Origin of the sequence: Micromonospora sp. NBC_00860 (assembly GCF_045207375.1) — a bacterium.
Taxonomy (GTDB): domain Bacteria; phylum Actinomycetota; class Actinomycetes; order Mycobacteriales; family Micromonosporaceae; genus Micromonospora; species Micromonospora vinacea.
Genome location: NZ_CP108825.1, coordinates 1,091,511 through 1,110,378, shown reverse-complemented (window position 1 = coordinate 1,110,378; position 18,868 = coordinate 1,091,511). Strand labels below are relative to the sequence as shown.

Here is an 18,868-nt window from a genome sequence, read left to right as displayed (position 1 = left end):
TCCTCTACATCGGACGCGAGTAACAGCGTCCGCGGTGGCGGCAAGCCTGCTCCTCACCGCCGCCGTCAACTGGCACAGTCCGGAACCCGCCGTGGCCAAGCCAGCGAGCGCCCAGTCGCCGCAACGCTCCGCTCCCCCGTCGCTGGGCATTGATCAGGCGGTTGCCGAGGCTCGGCGCACCGGCCAGCCAGTCGAGGCAACTGCGTCTGGCACGTCGACGTCCGTCGTCACCGCTCGGCCTGATGGTCAAATCCAGCTGACCCAGTCCGCCGGGCCGACCCGAAGCTGGGTCGGCGGCAAGTGGGAGGCACTGAATCCGACGCTGGTTCGGCACGCCGACGGCAGCATCACCTCCACGCTGACCACCAACGAGGTCCGTCTGTCCCCAGGGGGCACCGAACCTCTGGCGGAGATGATTTCCGGTGACCGCGCGCTGACCTTTGGCGCGCCGCTCCCACTTCCCACTCCCACCCTGTCCGGGGCCACGGCTACCTACCCGGGCGTGCTTCCCGACGTCGACCTGAACGTCACCGTGGGCCAAGACGGCGCCTTCTCCCACGTCTTTGTGGTGCATACCCCGGAGGCGGCGGCAAACCCGCAGCTCACCACTCTTGCCATGAGCACCGAGGCCACCGGGTTCGCCCTCTCCGCCGACGCGGACGGCAACATCGCGGGTCGAGACCGATCCGGCATAGCTGTCATCACCGCCCCCGCCCCGATCATGTGGGACTCCTCCACCGACGCGACCGGTGGCACCGCCGCCCGCGGCGCGGCGACCTCGTCCCCCACCACCGCGGGACGCAGCGCCCGAACTGCTCCGATCAAGGTGAAGATCAGCACCGGAAGACTCGAACTCACCCCGGACCGGAAGCTTCTCACCGATACGAAGACGGTCTACCCCGTCTATATCGACCCCACGTTCAACTGGACACCCACGGGATCTGGCCGGGGCGGGTGGGCCAGCATCTCCTACCAGCACCCATCATCGAACTACTGGATGAACACGCCCGATCCGTACAACCGGATGCAGGTCGGCAACTCCGGAGAGCAACGCTCCAACACACTCATCAACTTCTCCATCCCGCACGCCACCCTCGCCAATGCCGAAATCAGCTCCGCGACTTTCAAGATCACGAACACTCGGTCGTGGAGCTGCACGGCGAAGACGGTCAACGTCTACGCCCCTGCCACGACGCTCAGCGCGGGAAACGCGACCTGGAACTTCTGGGACGACCAAAGCAACGGCCCGCTCGCTGCCAGCAAGAGCTTCGCCTACGGATACAGCGGATGCGCGGCCCTACCGGTCTCCTTCGATGTCAAAGCACAGGTAGAGAGAGACGTGGCGGACAAGAGGGGAACCAGAACCCTCTGGATGAAGGCCGCCAGCGAGGCCAGCGATGTGCAGAGCTGGAAAGAGTTCCAGGAAAACAGTCCCACGCTGGAGATCCTCTACAACCACAAGCCCAACACGCCAACCGGCCTGAAGACCTCCCCGACAACCTCATGCACCGCGGCAACACCAACGGTGGTCGGCGACTCCTCGGTGTCGCTGTACGCGCCGGTCTCCGACCGCAACGGTGGCGTTCTCGGCGTCAGCTTCAAGGTCACCCGGACCAGCGACGGGGCGAGCGTCGCCACATCAGACCCCAACAAGCTCACCGCCTCTTCCGGCAGTACCCCCGTCCTCGTCGTTCCGCAGAGTGAGTTGCGTAAGTACGCGGGCTACACCGGTCCCGGCACGGGCACGGTGACCAGCTTTTCCTGGAGGGTCCAGGCCACCGACTTCCGTACTCCCAGCGATTGGTCGGTCACCTGCAAGTTCATTTTCGACCCCACTCGTACGGGCAAGCCCGAGGTCGAACTGGCTTCCCCCGACGCTCCTATCGTCGTCGGCCAACCAGTCACCTTCGCCGTCACCGCGCCGAGCGGCGGCAGCACCCCCACCAGCTACAGCTACCAACTGAACAGCGCCCCACCAATCATCATCGCCGCGTCGGCCGGCAACGCCTCAATCACGCTTAAGCCCACCCGATACACCAACACCCTCGTCGTTACCGGCATCTCCGCTGGCGGCAACGCCGGCGACACGGCGCTGAAAATGTTCAATGCCGACCCGGCCGCGTCCGCCCCCGACGGCGACATGACCGGCGACGGCAAGGCGGACCTGATTACCCCAGGAGCGACCAACAACCTGTCGTCAGGTCTCTGGCTCGCCGAGAACAACGGAGGGCTCGGCGTCAACCCGAACATCACCAACATCGGCGTAGAGGGCACCGGCGTCGCCACTGAAAGCACCGCCGCCAACTACGACGGCTCCCAGGTGCTCTCCGGTCATTTCTTCGGCACCGGTCTGCAGGACATTCTGGTCTACCACCCCACTGCAGGTAACGGGGTCATGCTGCACGCCAACGGTGACGGCTCCGTGATTCAGCCGGAGGGAGGCGGCGACCAACAAGCCCTGATCCAACGCGAGTCACTCCTCGACGAAGCCGGTACGTCGCCCATCCAGATCGTCAACGCGGGCGACACCCGCCACGTCGACTCCCCCTATCCGGACCTCATCGGCACCAGCGGCAACAGCACCAGCGGTTACTACCTCACCTACTACCCCACCGGGTATCCCGGCGGATACCAACAAGCCACCCGTACCACCGCGCTGACCCCTACCGGTGGCACCGACTGGAACAACTGGACCCTCGCCACCGCCCAAACCGCCACCGGCACCGCCATGTTTCTCTGGAACCGCGCCACCGGCGCGTTGCACCTCTGGACCAACCTCAACTTCGACTTCGACACCGCCCAACTCACCCACAGCACCCGCACCCTCGCTACCGCGAACTGGAACAAGGCGGCGACCCTGACCCTGCGGGCCGCCAACATCGACGGCGACACCAACCCGGACCTCTGGGCCATCGGCGCCAGTGGAACCGCCACATCCTGGCTCGTGGGCGCGACGACCAACCCCAACCCCATCGAGGCGCAGCCGGCCCAGTCCCTGATCACCTCACAACACACCTGGCTCCTCAACGACGGCACCGCCAACGGCAGTGACGGCGCCGCCGCATCCGCCATTGACTCCACCGGAGGCAAGACCCTCACCGCCACCGCCAGTGGGGTGCAATGGCGCAGCGGCGACATGTTCAGCCCAAGCCTCATGCTGAACATGGACCCCGCAACAGCGGCCCCGAACACCGGTCTCAAAGGTGAGCTGTCACGAAGCGAACTATTGATCGACACGACGAAATCGTTCAGCATCTCGGCCTGGGTCAAGCCCACCACGGCCGGAGGAGTCATCGCCTCCGAAGACGGAGCGAACGCCTCACGCTTCCTTCTGTGGAACAACGAGAGTGACAACACCTGGCGCTTCGGCATGGGCAACGCCGACAGCGGTTGGTCCTACACGCAGGTCGTCACCCCGGCCGGCACGGCATTGGGTGTCTGGACGCACCTGGTCGCCACCTACAACGCTGAGACCCGGATGCTCACGCTCATCGTCAACGGAGTGGTAAAGGGCAGCGCCCAGTTCACCGCGACCCCGACCTGGCCGAGCACCGGCAAGTTCGTCGTCGGCCGGTACAAGTACCAAGCCGCACCTACCGCGTTTTACGCCGGGAAGATCAGCAACCTCCAGGTGTGGAAACGCGCGCTCACGCCGACGCAGGTAGGGGTGAGCAACACCACCAGGCTTGGTTCTCTCACGCCGTTCAGTGCGACCACCTGGACGCCTCCCGGCACCGGAACGACCGAGACCGACGTCTATGCCGCCGACCCCGCCGGCAACTTGTGGAAGTACCGCAAGCAGAACGCCCAGATGAACCCCACCCCCCGCCTTGTATCGACAGGATGGAACCAGTTCACCTCGTTCGGCATCGCGGATATGGACCATGACGGATACCAAGACCTAGTGGTTCGGGACAACATCTCCTGCAACCTTCAAGTCTTCCTCGGCACAGCAGACGACCTGAGCCCGACGCCCACCTTCCTCGGCAGCGGATGGTGTAGCTACCGCCCCTTCGGTGTCGTCGACTGGAACAGAGACGGATACCAGGACGTCATCACCGCGACCTCCACGGACATGTACAACTACCCCGGAGACCTGAAGGGCGGCAAGGCGACCAGGCTGGCGATCGGCGAAGGATGGACGACCGACTTCACACCGTTCGGCATCGCCAACGTCGTCGGTGACACCACACCGGACGTATACACCCGACTGACGAGCACCGGCATCCTGCGGCTCTACGACTTCCCGGCGGGCGCGGTATCGCAGGCGGGGATCGGCTGGGGTGGCTACACCTCATTCGGGCTCACCGACTTCAACCGCGACGGCAAACCGGACGTCATCGCCAGAGAGAACTCGACCGGGATCCTCTGGATGTACCCCGGTGCCGCCAACGGTCTGCTGGGCACCCGCGCACAGATCTCTAGCGGCTGGTGAACCGCTGGGGTGGGGCCGGGCACCGTGGTGCCCGGCCCCACCCCAGGTCCAGAACAACGAGTGAGCGCAGAGGCATAACGCCACTCGCGTCGCGAGAAGGACCCCGCGAAATCCCGCTGTTCTTCCTGATTGATGCTTGCCCCGGGCCCTGCACTCGGACCTGCGTCACCGCTCGGATGCGATTGATACCGATTCGACGGCTCCTGCCCCGCCGCACGAGCGGCCACGTCCGTCCCTCGGGCCAAGCAGAGCGACCGCCGCCGAACGCCTCCTCGACAACGAGCCCTGGCGCTCCGATCTTTTCTGGGTGTCCCGCTCGGCGAAGCTAACGACTGAGCGATAGTGAGTGCCACAGGCGAAGGCAAGCGCCGTCGTGGACGCCCGCGCTATGCCTTGACGGTGACCTGGTGGTTCCCGCAGGCAGCGATCATCGCCGGAATGGCTTGACGTAACCGGGCACGCAGGAAGTCCCCTCCCGGACCCGTATTGCGGGGGTCTTGCACACGCTGCACCATTCCCACCGCTGTCACGCCCGCAGTCTTCAGGTCCTCGTGAGTCGAGCGTTCGAACAGCTCACCGATTCGCCGCAGCTCGTCAGCGGGCGCGACCTGCCCGTCCTCGGCGCGTAACAACATCCCCGCCGACCGGCATCCCGTCACCCCCGGGTCTTCATCCCCAGGGTCGGCTAGCTGCCAGTACATCGCGGCGCCACCCACCAGAGCGAGCAGAACAACCGACGCCGCCGCCAGGCCGATCCACCGGCGCCGAGATTTCGAGCCAGTAGAGGGACCGAGGGCGGCCTGGGAGTCATGCATTCTTGGGTCTCACTTCTCCTGATCAAGGGAGCCGTAAGCTACCACCCCATACGCGCAGGCCTCTGGCAAGCCGGCGGCGATTGGCGCGGGTGCCCGGCCTTGCCTGATTGCGTGCCCGATGAGCGGTCAACACGGGGCCGCAGAGGCACATGGGGCCCCGATGCGAATCTGGCTGATCTTGCAGGTCAGGATGCTGCCGGCCGGCGCGGTCAAGGCGTCGTCGGTGGAGGTTGCCGGTCAGTCTGGGGTGCTGGCGGGTGGGGCGGGTTGGGTGAGGTCGTGCCGTCGCGAACGAGCGCGAAGAGCACGTCGACGTGTCGTCGGGCGAGGGCGATCTGGCTTGGCGGCGCTGCTTGCCTTCGGCGCGTTTCTTGTCGCAGTAGGCGCGGGATGTCGGGCATTGCCTGATGGCGGTGAACGTGGCCATCCAAAGGATGTGGCGCAGCTTTCGGTGGTATCGGCGGGGCCCGCGGTGGTTGCCAGATATGGCACCGGAGTCGCGGCTGACAGGCGCCAGGCCGGCGTGGGCGGCAAGTTTCGCAGCGGTCGGGTATTCGGTCATGCCGGCGGTGTGGACGAGGAGTTCGGCGGTGAGCAGGGTGCCCATGCCGGGCAGGCTGCTCACGATCGGTGCAAGTGGGTGTTGATCGAGGTGTTCGGCGATGAGGTCATCGACGCCATAAATGCGGTGCTTGATGGCGAGGATCTCGGCGGCCATCTGCCCGAGGGCGACCGCCGCCGCGCGGTGCCAAGCAAACACCTCCAGCAGTCACCCATGGACTCTCGGCACCGCGCTGGCGGCGAACGTCGGCTCGGACGGTAAGGGTAAGCCGATCCGCGCTGGTCGCGGTGCCCGAGGCAGGCCGCTGCCCTGCGACGCCGGCCGGTAGAGCTGGTCCGTACTTGGGTGCACCTCACCGCGGCCATCGAGGTCTGGAATAGTCTGGTCAGACCCGGGTCGACCTGCCGAATGACCCGGGCGACGGGTGGTCCGTTCAGCCCGTCCAGCACGTACATGCCGAGCACGTAGGAAACCTGGCTCTCCTCTGGAGAGCGAGCACTCCGGAGCGAATCCGCTCGTTCAATCGACGCTTGCCAGTCTTGCAGTGCAGTCATGCTGGGGACTGCTGTAGACCTTGGGAGACACGATGCACGGGAGCCTGTTGAGTTCTTGGAGCTACGATCATGCACATGAGAGCGTGGCGGCTGATGGTTGTTGCCTGCCTGGTCTCACCGGTCCTATCGGGCTGTGGCCCTGAGCCGTCCACAACCACGGCAAGCATTCCGACGACGTACACGTGTTGCAATAGCACGGACGTCGACACGATCTACGAGCCTGGTCACCACGTGGCGGTTCACTGGACCGTCGAACTGGGGACTGACCCCGCCGCAAGGCCCTCACAGGTTGAGCTCGCCGCTCGTCTGACCGGCCCCTATTCAAGTGTCGGCGACCTGAAGAACGCCTCGAGGGGCAAAGCTCAGCCCGCCTCGGGAGAGGTGACCTTCGAGGCTCCGCTGGTGCGGCCATCCGGGGCGGCAGACGAACGGCCAGTCAGCGTCATCTCAATCGGCACGGATGCCCTGTCCGGTTACTACAACCTGATCACTTCCGTACGTCAGGGTGGGGGAACCGTGAGCGGAGCAAGCGTCGTCCGGGTGGCAACCAAGTCCTGAGCCCTACCGCTCGTGTCAGATGGTCGCCGACTCACCCAGCCACTTCACGTTGGCGGAGGATGCCCTACAGCAGGGGCGCCGAACACCGAGTGACCGCTCTTCGTCTACTTACGCCCACGCGAAGCTGCAGAAGTGCGTGCATACCCCTTTGCATGGCGATGGCACTCTGCAAGGGTGACAGCCGCCGATCTACCCGCAGCAAGAGAGACTCACCACGCTCCGGCTCAGCCCGACGACGCCGTGATGTATTCGGCGATTGCCGCTCGACGCCTGCAATGGGACAACATGCTGTGGCAGGTCCCGACTCTCAGTCTGACCGGTCAAGCCTTCCTGTTCACGATCGCGTTGGGGGCGGACAGCAGCCGCATGGCGCGGATCGTGGCTTCGACGCTGTCCATCGTCATGACCATTCTGTCGATGCACCTGATGTCACGCCACCGGCAGGCCGAACATACAGATGCTCACTGGATCGAGGACTACGAACTTGCCCGTTTCGGGCGAGCCTGGCATGGCCACGCCTGGGCCGCACACCGCAACCGAGAGCAAGGAAGCGGCCTCCTAGCACGCTTTAAGGGGTTCCAGGTGTGGATGGCGGGCCTGTCTGTCTTCGGCCTTGCCGCCGCCGCTGTCCTGATCATCACCGCGGTGAAGCCCTCGATCCTCAAGTAGCAGGACGTGTGCCCACCCGAACCGGCTGCCGCCCACGCTATCGGCGGGGCATCCGCAGCGGCGGCGCTGCTCGGGTAGGTCCGTCAGCTGACTCGTCCAGCAATCATGGTGAGTCACGCCGACCACGGCGCTGGCGGCCGGGTCTGCAGCCACGATCATCGCCTGCTGATTCGGCGGGCGACCTCGGTGCCGCACTGGCCGTGGGAGTGTACGGACGGCTAATGCGCCATGCCGGCGGCAGATGTTCGCATCAGGTTGCGTGTTACTAGAAGCCGCGGAAGATGCCTTCGCCGTTCGCATTGTCGGCAAACTCTTCCCAGTCCATGTTCGAAATCGTGAGGTTGTTCTGAACCGACCACATCTCGGACGGCAGGACTCGGAACGTGGCACCGTACTGCGGCCCCTTGCCCTGGTCCTCTAGATCTTCCACGTAGTCGTAGAGGTTGACTACCAGGATCGGCCGATCAGGGTGGGTCAGCGCCTTCGTGTCGACGAGGAAGGCAACGGCATGATTGAAATCCGCGGGCACCACCTCCAGGAGCTGCGACGGCGTGATCCCCTCGAAGGCACGATCATCGACGAATGCAGCGAAAGCGGTGAACCCGTCTTCTGTTTGGGGTTCAGCGATCGCCGCCTGAATCGCTGCCCATTCCTGCGGATGGGCAAAATCGGTACGGATGACAAGGGATACGTCGGAACTCTGGTGCCACATGCGCTCATCCACGCACGGGAGGATAGGCCACCGGCAGCATCGAACGCACTCTCATCGACATGAGCGGACGTCGCCCAAGTGACGGCCGGGAGCACCATGGCTGATATCTTCGATGCCGCCGAAGAGGTCTCCAGACTGAAGGGCCTGGTCACCGCGCTGCCCGTGGGATCGGCGTCTCAGATGACGGAACCGTGACGGACTCCAGCAGGCTCGCCGCAATGCTCCACATCGATCTACAGCAGACCCACAGGCGTAGCGTTAGGCGACCCGAGACACCGGCCGACGCCAGCCATACGTGAACAACACGCCTGACCACTTCGACCTCTACTGGGAGGTCGCGCCACACCAGTCGACCTCCATCACTGCAGGCCAAGGCCGCTCGTCTCTATCCGGCAACGGTGAGCACTTCGGGCGCGGAGACCTCTTCGCCAACCTGCACCCAATCTGCTCCCAGTTGCAAGGCCAGCGCAACCAAGGGCTCCTTACGCCTTGACCTGTGCACACTCCCCCACCAGGCGACATAGAGAACCGTCGACCGCTATGCAGAACCGCAGAGCACTCCGGTGTGAACAGAGTGGTCTTCCCAGCAAGTTGGCCCACCCGGGCGCGCGGCAAGCCGCGCCATCATGCGCTTGCCCCCACCTCAACGGCCGCCGCCAACCAACCTGACGACCGCAGAGACGTAATGCCCCCGCTGCTCAGCGAGCGGCCGGTGCCTGACGGCACCGGCCGCTTCTTCATGCCCGCCGGAGCAACCGGCACCGACCAACCCGAAGGACGTCTCCCATGACAACCCACTCATCTGCCACGACACGAGTGACCAGCGTTACGAGCTACAGCGCCACGATCCCGCCCAACCACACGGCCGATGCTGGCATCGCCCTTCAAGCCGCCCCCTCTCACCGCGAAATGACGGAGGCAAAGGAGCGAACGGCACACGCCCACCGCCGCGCGTCCCGGCCGGGGCGACCGCGGGACGGAGGCGCATGACACTGCCGCCCGACCACCAATCTGAACATCACAAAGAGCCGGGTTCGACCGCGCCGGCCGACGAGCGACTTGACCAGCCCAGCGAAGACAACGGTTCATGGACGGTCGGGACCATCGACGGCAGCGCACCGCCCGGCGTTACCAGCGTGGTGATACCCGGGCAGCCACCCGAGCTGCACCCCGGCGCCGCTGCCGCCCTCCTGAAGCTACTCAGACACGTGAACGACCGCCGCACCGACAACTCGAACCAGGAGAACCGATGACCGCCCCTCAACCGAAACCCTTCGCGTTCTACGGCCGCGTGTCGACCGAGGACAACCAAGACCCCGAGTCCTCCCGCAGCTGGCAACTCAGTCGGGCGACAACCCTCATCCAGCCCCACGGCGGCCAGATCACCGCCGAGTACTTCGACATCGGCCAGAGCCGTTCGCTGCCGTGGCAGCGCCGCCCGCACGCCAGCCGACTTCTCGCCGCGCTCCGCGACCCCAGACGCGGATTTTCCGCCGTCGTCGTCGGAGAACCCCACCGCGCGTTCTACGGCAACCAGTTCGGTCTCACCGTGCCGCTGTTCGCCCACTACGGCGTCGAACTGTGGGTACCGGAGGTCGGCGGTCCGATCGACCCGGGCAACGAAGCCCACGAACTGGTCATGTCCGTCTTCGGCGGCATGACCAAAGGTGAACGCAACCGCATCAAGCTGCGCGTCCGTACCGCCATGGCCGCTCAGACCCTGCTCGAAGGCCGCTACCTCGGCGGGCGTCCCCCATACGGCTACACCCTGCAGGACCTCGGCCCCCACCCCAACCCGGCGAAGGCAGCCGACGGCAAACACCTACGCGGCCTCACCCCCGACCCGCGGACCGCCCCGATCGTCCGCCAGATCTTCCACGAGTTCCTCAGCGGCAGCGGCCCCTACGCCATCGCCGAAGCACTCACCAGTAACCACGTGCCCTGCCCCTCCGCACACGACCGGGCCCGTAACCCCCACCGCAGCGGCATCGCCTGGTCCAAGAGCGCCGTCCGCGTCATCCTCACCAACCCCCGGTACACCGGCCGGCAGGTCTGGAACAAGCAACGCACCGACGAGGTCCTTCTCGACGTCGACGACGTCGCGCTCGGTCACACCGGTGTCATGCGCTGGAACCCGCGGGACAAGTGGGTCATCTCCAAAGAGATCACCCACCCACCGATCATCGATGAGGCCGCCTTCGAACAGGCGCAGACACTGCTCGCACGACACCGGTTGGGCCTGGACATCCCGCAAAGACAACGCCGCGCCCGCAACCCGTACGTCTTCCGCGGCCTGATCTACTGCGCCGCCTGCAACCGGCGCATGCAGGGCCAGTACAACCACGGCGCCGCCTACTACCGCTGCCGCTTCCCCCAGGAATACGCCCTCGCCAACGACGTCGACCATCCCCGCAACGTCTACCTGCGCGAGGAGACCCTCACCGATCCACTCGACACCTGGCTCGCTACCGCGTTCCACCCCGACCAGATCGAGAACACGATCACCGCGATGGGAGACGCCCAGCTGGGCGACCACCCATCCCCCGCCATCACCGCCGCCCGCGCGACCATCACCGAGTGCGACGCGAAACTTCAGCGCTACCGGGCGGCTCTGGACGCCGGAGCCGACCCCTCGATCGTCAGCAACTGTTCACGCCCTCGGGAACATCGTCACCGTGCTCCGCGATGCGGACCCTGCGGACAAAGCCGAGGTCTACCGTCAGCTCGGTCTGCGGCTGACGTACCACCCGGAAGCGCAAACGGTGCACGCTGAAACCGATCTCAGCGCGCACCGTGGGCCTATGGTTCGTGTCCGAGGGGCGACACGAACCATTACCCCACAACCGATAACGCTCAGCGCGACTCTGAAGCTCGCGCAGGCTTAGCTGCGATGCTGACCTCTTCGGGCCCGCCGAGGATGTCACCACAGACGATGCGCTGTCCACCGCCTCGCGGGTGGGATCGGTGACTCAGCCGACGGGACTAACTCCTGGTCCGGCACGGCGGAACCGCACGACCGCCTGAGCTGCCGGTCAGCGCCTTGGATGGCGCCAGCGCTGGCTCCCGCGGCCGCATCGGTCGATCGGGGAGCACGCCCCCGATGGCCGCCCCTTGTCAGCGGCAGAAGAGGGAACTCGATCTTGCTTGCCAGTCGCCAGCGCAGTGGCACATGCGGGCTTGCGGAACCATATACCTTGGCAAAGGCCTATTCACCGTCAATGGATCGGGGGCCGAGGCCATGAGCTTCCCAACGCCGCCGCAATTTCCTCCGCCCCCACCGCCTTCGCCGCAGGCACAGACACGGCCGCGACGGCTCGGGCTGCTGTTCGGTGGCCTGGCCCTGGCCTTTCTGCTGATCTGCGTGACCAGCGCGCTCATCATGGTGCCCCGTTTCACCGGCAAGCCCGGTGACAAGGAGGAGCGAGCCACTGAGGCGCAGGCGGCGGCGAACACCGCCGATCAGGAGCTGAGGCAGGCGGCTGAGCAGCTGCTCACCACGCCAGCGGTCCGCTACCGAGGATCGTTCACCGGACCAGACGGCGACCGCATCAGCATGGACGTCCAGGTCACCAATGAAGGCACGGTGCGAGGCAAGCTGACCATCGGAGGCCAGACCGCCGAAATCCTGGACCTGAGCGATCGAACATTCCTCCAGGTCGGCGCCGCGTTCTGGCGCGAGGCCGGACTCACCGACGGGCGCGAAAACGCCTTTGCCAACCGGTGGGTGCGGGTAGCCGGCGACCTCTTCGGATTCGACTTCGGCGACGTCCTGGCGCCCGCTCTGCTCGCCACCGGCATGGTGCCGAGCATCGAGGAGGACGGCTACCCGCAACAGGATGAGTCGCTAGAACTCGGCGTGGTCACCTCGGTGGACGGCGTTGAGGCACGAGCGGTGATCCTCAACGGTGTCACGTACCTGATCAGCACGATCGAACCGAAACAGCTGCTGGGCGTGAGCACCGCCCGGGTGGCCGACGGAGGAAACGGCTTCCAGACGATCGCGCACCGAGTCAGCGCCGTCGAGTTGCGCGCGAAGTTGCAGGTCCTCACCGACGACCAGCGGCAGCTGCTGTTCGACGAGGTGCAACGCCAGATGGGCGTCCTGGCCCGGTCCCTTGACAGCATCGTCCAGGTGTCGCTCACCGGCAAGGTGACCCTCAGCCCCTGCAACACCAGCGGCTGCACCGCGAACCTGAATCTCCGTAGCAGGGTGACGTCGGCATCGAAGTACGTGACGGTCGGTAAGCAAGTTACCGTCGAGGTCAGCATCACCATGACGTTGAGCGGCAAGCCGGTGCATACCTGCCCGCAACCACAAATCCTGACTATGAAGCCGAAGGACACCGCCACGATCAAGTGCCGCGCGTCTTACTACATTCCGCCGTCCCGAAGACCCAAGACCTACCAGGTGTACGCCGCGTACACGGCGATCGCCCGTGCGATCACCACGGCGGACGCCAAGAAGATGGCCGCGGACCTCGCTGACGAGATCAAGCGCAACGGCGCGTTGGGCGTCAAGCCGGCGGACAAACCCCACGAGTACCTGCCGACCGGCGCGAATCCGCCGACCCTGAACACCCGTCAGCAGCAGGCGAAGACCCGTGTCGAACAGCTCGCGAAGCAGGCCTGCAAAGACGTGCAGCGCTGGCCCGGGGAGTCACCGCAGCACTGGGGCGACCGGGTGCATAAACGACTCGCGGAACTCGTCGGTGCGGAACCGGCCTCGGCCAACCTGTTCGCGGAAGTCGGCTACCGCGGCGGTCGTCTCGCTGGCAAGTGGAAAAACCCGGTCACCGGGCGGGAGGGCTGGGAGAAGGGTACTAAGGCGCCGGATGTCGTGCTCGGCGTGGACGAAGTGGAACCGGAACTCTTCCTCGACCTGAAGACCGGCGCCAAAGGACTCGAGACCAAGTGGTACGGGGACCTGCAGAACCAGCTCCCGGCAAGATATAGAGACGTTGTGGCGATCACGGTTCGATGCTGAGAAGGGGATGAGCACGTGGATGTCGGCAGGTGGGAGAAGGCCGTCGACACGTATCTACTACCCGCTCTGGGTGACGGCTGGCGCGCTGTGGAGGGCCGGTTGGTGCGGGGGTCGGTCGGCTGGACCGCACAGACGGTGCAACCGCTACCACCACGGCACCGACGGCCCAACTTCCAGATGGAGGTAGTCGTCTGGTTGCTCGCGGTGCCGGTCGCCGACAGCTACACGTGCGCCCGGCGGCTACACGGGGTGTTCCCTGAGCCGGACACCCTGGCCGGCTACGAACCGGTGATGGCCGGCATCCGGGACGTTATTCTAAGGGAGGGCGTTCCGTTTCTGGACCGTTACGGAGATGTGGAGGGCTTCCTCGCGTACCGGCGAGAGTGGGAAGCCCGGGACGCGGAACGTGGCCTGACCGACCCCGACATGGTTGCGTCCGAGGAAATCGCCTACCTGCAGGTGATCCGCGGTGACTGGGACGCGGCGCTGGCCGCAGCAGCGCTGGCTGAGGAGGCCGGCGAACTGAACCGTTCTCGCCCGCACCCGGTCGCCTGGGAGGATGAGATCCTCGAACGCGTTCGCGCGGTGATTGCCCTCGGCCCGGACGGTGCCCGCGAAGCCCTTGCGCGCAACGCGTTAGTGACGGCGGCCGCACTCTCAACGGCATGAGCGGACGCCGCCCTACACCGCTGCGGAGGGCGCCAACGCTGGCACCTTAGGGTCCGCCGAAGAGGTCACCGAGCAGAGAGCCCTACTCCCCTCGGCCGTCGTTGCTCTCCATACCGCGACCATCTATAGCTGGCAGGGGTCGCGCATGTTCAGCGGCAGATCCGGACGCACCGGCGGCTACGTCAGGACGCCCAGCCTAGATTGGCAACGTGCTGGAGGCGTGGGGGCTGACCCTGACCAAGGACATCGCGCGCCAAGTGAGGCAATGGCGAACTGAAGGCTATACATGGCGGGCCATCGCTGCCTGCGCCGACGACGCGTGGGGCACCAACTCCCACGGCAACCAACTGTTCGGCGAAGACTTGTGCCTGGAGAGTGCGTGGCTACTCGGCGAGAATCCGAACGCCGATCCCTGGAACTGATCGCCCGTCCGCTTTCGCGGTTACTCCGCGGCGGGGCCCGACACCGAGACCGCCCACCGGGTCGGCGCCCGACGGGCCGGTCGGGTCGTGATCCTCACCATCAACGCGGCGACGATGGCCGCCGACGGGCACGTGTTCCACCGCAGCGCCAACGGCGTCTGGCTCACCAACGCGGTCCCTGCCAGCTATCTGCTCGCCTGAGCCCTGGCCCGGCCCGCGCCGCTGTTTCCGGCGGGGTGCGGGCGGCCTCGAACGGGATGCGGCACCAGACATCCGGCGCGGCGCTCAATGCGGGTCTCCAGCGCATCGTCCATCGGGTTTTGCCTGCTCCGGTGTGGTCCAGGGACCGGGTCACCAGATACAGACACTTCATCGCGGCCAGCTTGTTCGGGAAGTGGCCGCGGGCTTTGACCGCCCGCCGGGAGCGGGGGTAAACGACTCGATCGCCTTCGTGGAGCAGATGACCTTGCGGATCTCCACGTCGTAGTCGAGGAACGGGATGAATCCGCCCAAGCGTTGTCCCACAGGCGGATCACCGCCGGATACCGCCCGCCCCACTTCTCCGGCAGGTCGTCGAACGCCGCCCTGGCAGCTTCGCGCTGACGGCGGTGTAGATCTTGGTCAACTGCCGGAGCAGCCCCTCCGGACCGGTCAGGGACAGCCTTCTGCTTCGACCAAGCGCTATTGGGAGACGGGGTTCATCGCTCGTCACTTTCAGCCACGTCGGACAACGCGCCGAGACGCAGCCGCGCTGCTACGTGGTCGACGAACCAGGCGAAGAAGCTGCTGGTCGGGCCGAAGCCTGCGCGGACCGCGTTGCGCCAATCCGGCTGGTCGAGTACTGCGAGGTAATGCTGCACAATGCGGTCCCGCTGCTCCGCAGTGCAGCCACATCGGTTCGGAGCCTTGGCCACCAGATAATTGGCGATCATCGCGGCATCCATGTACCGATTCGCGGTCGGCGGCTGCTGGGCGAGGTGAGCAGCATGCGCGGCCAGCACGACAGGTGCCGACGGGTAGTACTCGAGAGTCATACCCATGCCACCACAGTCCGCCATGGTCCTCAGGAGCCGGCCGGTGTGATCGATCAGCTCGTCGTCGGCATCAGTGCTAGTGATCGCTTCGTGCAGGTGCGCTGTGGTCGCCACCTTGCCGGCGAAGTAGCCGTTGAGGTAGTCGCCGTCGCAGGCATGGCGCAGCAACCATGGCCGGGAACTGGCAGCGCCTTGTCGACAAAGCGCCTCAACGATGTAGACCCGGCCCCAGCCAGCGACACGCTCGCCGAGCCACTGCAGTGCTTCTGCACCTCCACGGCGGCGTTGCAACGCGTCTGCGGCTAACGGCCCGAACTGGTTCGACAGTAGACCGATGGTTTGGATCAGCGGGATGTCTTCCTCGGCCCAACCGGCGGCCAGCAGCGCGAGTCCGACCGTTGCGGCATTGCGTTCGTTGCTGTGCCGCACCAACCACCGGCCGGTCTGCTGCATGCGCTGCCGATCCGCGCGCAGCGCCGCGGCAACGATGTGGTCGTTGCGATGGATCGGGACGTAGGCATCGCGGAAGGCGTCGACAAGTTCACTCGCCTGCGCGTCAGGCTGGCTGAAGTGCTTGTCGAGGATGACGGCGACATCAGCTCCGTAAAGTCGTCGATCCCTCACACGTCGAGTGGACGGCCGCGAATGGTGACGGTCTTCGTCCGGATACGGCTCACCGTCGCGAGGCAGAGCACAGTCGGGATGTTGCTGATGGAGACGCAGAGCGTGCTCGAACAGAGGAATCTGGGGTCCGAGCAGTTCAGGCTCGGTCGTCACGCTCACCGGCGGACGGCGGACTCGATTCTTTCGATCATGGCCGCGATGATCCCACCCTCGCGCACCCTTCAGCAAGCGGCAACACCCGTCAAGCGCCTTGCCGGTAGTTGACACCCGCACAGGTGCAGATAAGCACACGTCTTCGCGAACAGCGGCTATGTATGCACGAAGCCCGCTCCTGAGGCGTGAGCCGCTCGTGCTGATGCCTTCGGGCCCGCCGAAGAGGTCTCGTAGCAAGAAGCCCTGGTCAGAAGGTTGCTGGTGGGATTTGAGTCTCGGCTTCCGGGATCCATACCGACAGCAGCACGGACGGCCAAGCGCGGTACGTCGATGGGACCGACTCTCTTCAATGGGCGCCTGAGGACTCCACGACGACAGCCGGCACCGGCCAGGTCGGGAGCAGCGAAGGCTGACCTCTTCGATCTTCTCTGGGAGCTCACGCCGGACCGATCGTCCGCATCATCGCAGGTCAACGCCCGCCACCCTGTCCAACATCGGTGAGCACTTCGGGCGCGCCGACCACTTCGCCAACATGCACCCAACCTGCTCCCAGTTGCAAGGCCGGAGCACCTGACGGCTCCTTACCGCCGTGACCCGCGCACACTCCACTGCCAGGCGACATAGAGCGCTGTCGACCGCTATGCAGAACCGCGGAGCACTCCGGTGTGAAACAGGACGCCGCACCGACTCTGACCTGCGGCAACGTGAAACCGCAGGCAGGGGTGGATGCAGTTGAGCGCCGTTCGATGCCGCTGGACGCAGTTCAGGGCCGTTCAGGGCAGCCCATTGCTCCCAACCTGCTCCCCCAAACCGGGCTCGCACCAGGCCGCCGATCATTAGCTGCCGGCCCGGGGCCCTGGTGGGCACCAGCGCTGGCTCCCGCAGCCGCATCGGCCGATCGGGGAGACCACCCACGATCGCCGCGCCTTGTCAGCGGCTACTTGTTTCATTGACCTGCGACCGTGGCCCGGCCAGGCTTCGGTCGAGGCGCCCGGGCTGTCGCTCTCATTGCGGCTGCCCACGCTGGTCGTGTGGCTCTCATTTGGCCTGCGCGGCCCGGGCGCCGCCCCAGGGCGGGGAGAGGCTCAAGAGGGGTTTGCTCGGCTCGAAGTAGCGTTGCCCTCCCGGCTCGACAACCCAAGCGGATCGAGCATCGGAGAGCGCGGTGAGTGGCATGTCAGATCGTGTGGTCATCGGGATGGACCCGCACAAACGCTCCGCCACGATCGAGGTCATGACCAGCGACGAGACCATCGTCGGCGGCGGCCGGTTCGACACCGACCGCGACGGCTATGCGGCGATGACAAAGTACGCCAAGCAGTGGCCGAACCGGGTCTGGGCGATCGAGGGCTGCCAGGGCATCGGCCGGCACATCGCCAACCGGCTACTCGCCGACGGCGAACAGGTCGTCGACGTCCCGCCGAAGCTGTCCGCCAGGGCGCGGGTGTTCGCCACCGGCCAAGGCCGCAAGACCGACGCCACCGACGCTCACTCCATCGCGCTGGTCGGCACCCGCATGGCCGGACTGCGCCCAGTGGTCAACGACGAACAGCTCGCCCTGCTGCGGATCCTGATCGACAGGCGCCGTTCCCTCGGTGTCGACCACACCCGAATAGTCTCCCAGCTGCACCAACTGCTGCTGGAACTGATTCCCGGTGGGGCGAAGAAGAGCCTGTCCGCCGCCCAGGCCAAGGCACTGCTGGCCAAGGTCCGACCCCGCGACACGGTCGGCAAAGCCCGACGCCGGGTCGCCGCGGAGCTGATCAGCGACCTCGAACGGGTCTACCAACGCACCAAGGACGCCGACAAGGAACTGAAAGAACTCGTCGCCTCCACCGGCACCACCCTCATGGACCTGCACGGCATCGGACCATCCGGCGCCGCCCGGCTCCTGGTCGAGGTCGGAGACATCACCCGGTTCCCGAACCGGGCCCACTTCGCCTCCTGGAACGGCACCGCCCCCATCGACGCATCCTCCGGCGAGCAGGTGCGACACCGGCTCTCCCGCGCCGGAAACCGGCAGATCAACCGAGTGCTGCACATCATGGCCACCGTCCAGCTCCGCAACCCCACCGAAGGACGCGCCTACTTCGACCGCAAGAAAGCCTCCGGCAAGACGTCAATGGAAGCGTTGCGCGCGCTGAAACGACGCCTATCCGACATCGTCTACCGGTGCATGATCAACGACGCCGTGGCCGCCACGGCAGCGGGCCCGGGAGGACAACGGGGAACGACCACTGACTCCAGCGTGACCAGCTCGCATCCCCAAGCCGGCTCTTCGGAGAAGTCACTTCCCGGACCCGCCAAGACCCAGCTTAGAACTCCGCTCCCAGCGTTGTCTTGACACAGAGGGGAGCCATATCCGGACGCACCGGCGGCTACGTCAGGACGCTCAGCCTAGATTGGCAAAGTGCTGGAGGCGTGGGGGCTGACCCTGACCACGAACATCGCGCGCCAAGTGAGGCAATGGCGGGCTGAAGGCTATACATGGCGGGCCATCGCTGCCTGCGCCGACTACGCGTGGGGCACCGACTCCCACGGCAACCAACTGTTCGGCGAAGACTTGTGCCTGGAGAGTGCGCGGCTGCTCGGCGAGAATCCGAACGCCGAGGCCTTGAGGGGTGAAGGCGTCCTGGTACGGCGACTACTCGCCGACCTCAGCCTGCCCGACATCGCG

General features: G+C 65.8%; 12 protein-coding genes and 2 pseudogenes. 9 read left to right on the top strand and 5 right to left on the bottom strand.

Going from position 1 to position 18,868, the window contains the following annotated elements:
- Positions 1-34: 34 nt before the first annotated feature.
- Positions 35-4,435 (top strand): LamG-like jellyroll fold domain-containing protein, encoded by a 4,401-nt coding sequence (locus tag OH804_RS04955; protein ID WP_406063099.1) that lies wholly within the window; start codon positions 35-37, stop codon positions 4,433-4,435.
- A 386-nt stretch (positions 4,436-4,821) separates the two neighbouring features.
- Here the strand turns inward: OH804_RS04955 and OH804_RS04950 are convergent, their stop codons facing one another.
- Both OH804_RS04950 and OH804_RS04945 read right to left on the bottom strand, forming a co-directional pair.
- The gene (locus OH804_RS04950) at positions 4,822-5,250 is read right to left on the bottom strand and encodes a hypothetical protein (RefSeq protein WP_406063097.1); all 429 of its coding nucleotides are present in this window, start codon (positions 5,248-5,250) and stop codon (positions 4,822-4,824) included.
- 22 nt (positions 5,251-5,272) lie between these two features.
- Positions 5,273-5,857 (bottom strand): IS110 family transposase, encoded by a 585-nt coding sequence (locus OH804_RS04945; protein WP_406066430.1) that lies wholly within the window; start codon positions 5,855-5,857, stop codon positions 5,273-5,275.
- A gap of 1,241 nt (positions 5,858-7,098) precedes the next feature.
- Here OH804_RS04945 and OH804_RS04940 point away from each other — a divergent pair.
- Positions 7,099-7,593 carry a hypothetical protein gene (locus OH804_RS04940; protein WP_406063095.1) on the top strand — a complete coding sequence of 165 codons (495 nt, stop codon included), beginning with the start codon at positions 7,099-7,101 and terminating at the stop codon, positions 7,591-7,593.
- 265 nt (positions 7,594-7,858) lie between these two features.
- Here the strand turns inward: OH804_RS04940 and OH804_RS04935 are convergent, their stop codons facing one another.
- On the bottom strand, positions 7,859-8,317 hold the full coding sequence (locus OH804_RS04935) for a DUF6924 domain-containing protein (protein ID WP_406063093.1): 459 nt from the start codon (positions 8,315-8,317) through the stop codon (positions 7,859-7,861).
- Between the two features lie 974 nt (positions 8,318-9,291).
- On the opposite strand from OH804_RS04935, the gene OH804_RS04930 reads away from it, so the two are divergent.
- The 6 genes and pseudogenes from OH804_RS04930 to OH804_RS04905 all read left to right on the top strand — a co-directional run.
- Complete coding sequence (locus OH804_RS04930; protein ID WP_406063091.1) at positions 9,292-9,558, top strand: hypothetical protein; 267 nt, start codon at positions 9,292-9,294, stop codon at positions 9,556-9,558.
- Positions 9,555-11,078 (top strand): recombinase family protein, encoded by a 1,524-nt coding sequence (locus tag OH804_RS04925; RefSeq protein WP_406063089.1) that lies wholly within the window; start codon positions 9,555-9,557, stop codon positions 11,076-11,078. Before OH804_RS04930 ends, OH804_RS04925 begins: the two co-directional genes overlap by 4 nt.
- A gap of 465 nt (positions 11,079-11,543) precedes the next feature.
- Complete coding sequence (locus tag OH804_RS04920) at positions 11,544-13,289, top strand: hypothetical protein (RefSeq protein WP_406063087.1); 1,746 nt, start codon at positions 11,544-11,546, stop codon at positions 13,287-13,289.
- Positions 13,290-13,304: 15 nt separating this feature from the next.
- Positions 13,305-13,958 carry a hypothetical protein gene (locus OH804_RS04915; RefSeq protein ID WP_406063085.1) on the top strand — a complete coding sequence of 218 codons (654 nt, stop codon included), beginning with the start codon at positions 13,305-13,307 and terminating at the stop codon, positions 13,956-13,958.
- Positions 13,959-14,167: 209 nt separating this feature from the next.
- Positions 14,168-14,380 (top strand): hypothetical protein, encoded by a 213-nt coding sequence (locus OH804_RS04910; protein ID WP_406063083.1) that lies wholly within the window; start codon positions 14,168-14,170, stop codon positions 14,378-14,380.
- Between the two features lie 60 nt (positions 14,381-14,440).
- Positions 14,441-14,581 (top strand): annotated as a pseudogene (locus tag OH804_RS04905) (RNA 2'-phosphotransferase); the annotation flags it as partial.
- Between the two features lie 79 nt (positions 14,582-14,660).
- Here OH804_RS04905 and OH804_RS04900 read toward each other — a convergent pair.
- Both OH804_RS04900 and OH804_RS04895 read right to left on the bottom strand, forming a co-directional pair.
- A pseudogene (locus OH804_RS04900) lies at positions 14,661-15,002 on the bottom strand (transposase); the annotation flags it as partial.
- Between the two features lie 76 nt (positions 15,003-15,078).
- Positions 15,079-16,197, bottom strand: coding sequence for a hypothetical protein (locus OH804_RS04895; protein ID WP_406063081.1), 1,119 nt, complete (start codon positions 16,195-16,197; stop codon positions 15,079-15,081).
- 1,168 nt (positions 16,198-17,365) lie between these two features.
- On the opposite strand from OH804_RS04895, the gene OH804_RS04890 reads away from it, so the two are divergent.
- Complete coding sequence (locus OH804_RS04890; protein ID WP_406063079.1) at positions 17,366-18,535, top strand: IS110 family transposase; 1,170 nt, start codon at positions 17,366-17,368, stop codon at positions 18,533-18,535.
- The last annotated feature ends 333 nt before the right edge of the window (positions 18,536-18,868 follow it).

Excerpts from the sequence above, each read along its gene's own strand:
- OH804_RS04950 (WP_406063097.1), bottom strand. The coding sequence starts at position 5,250 with ATGCATGACTCCCAGGCCGCCCTCGGTCCCTCTACTGGCTCGAAATCT.
- OH804_RS04945 (WP_406066430.1), bottom strand. The coding sequence starts at position 5,857 with ATGGGCACCCTGCTCACCGCCGAACTCCTCGTCCACACCGCCGGCATG.
- OH804_RS04930 (WP_406063091.1), top strand. The coding sequence starts at position 9,292 with ATGACACTGCCGCCCGACCACCAATCTGAACATCACAAAGAGCCGGGT.
- OH804_RS04925 (WP_406063089.1), top strand. The coding sequence starts at position 9,555 with ATGACCGCCCCTCAACCGAAACCCTTCGCGTTCTACGGCCGCGTGTCG.
- OH804_RS04920 (WP_406063087.1), top strand. The coding sequence starts at position 11,544 with ATGAGCTTCCCAACGCCGCCGCAATTTCCTCCGCCCCCACCGCCTTCG.
- OH804_RS04890 (WP_406063079.1), top strand. The coding sequence starts at position 17,366 with ATGTCAGATCGTGTGGTCATCGGGATGGACCCGCACAAACGCTCCGCC.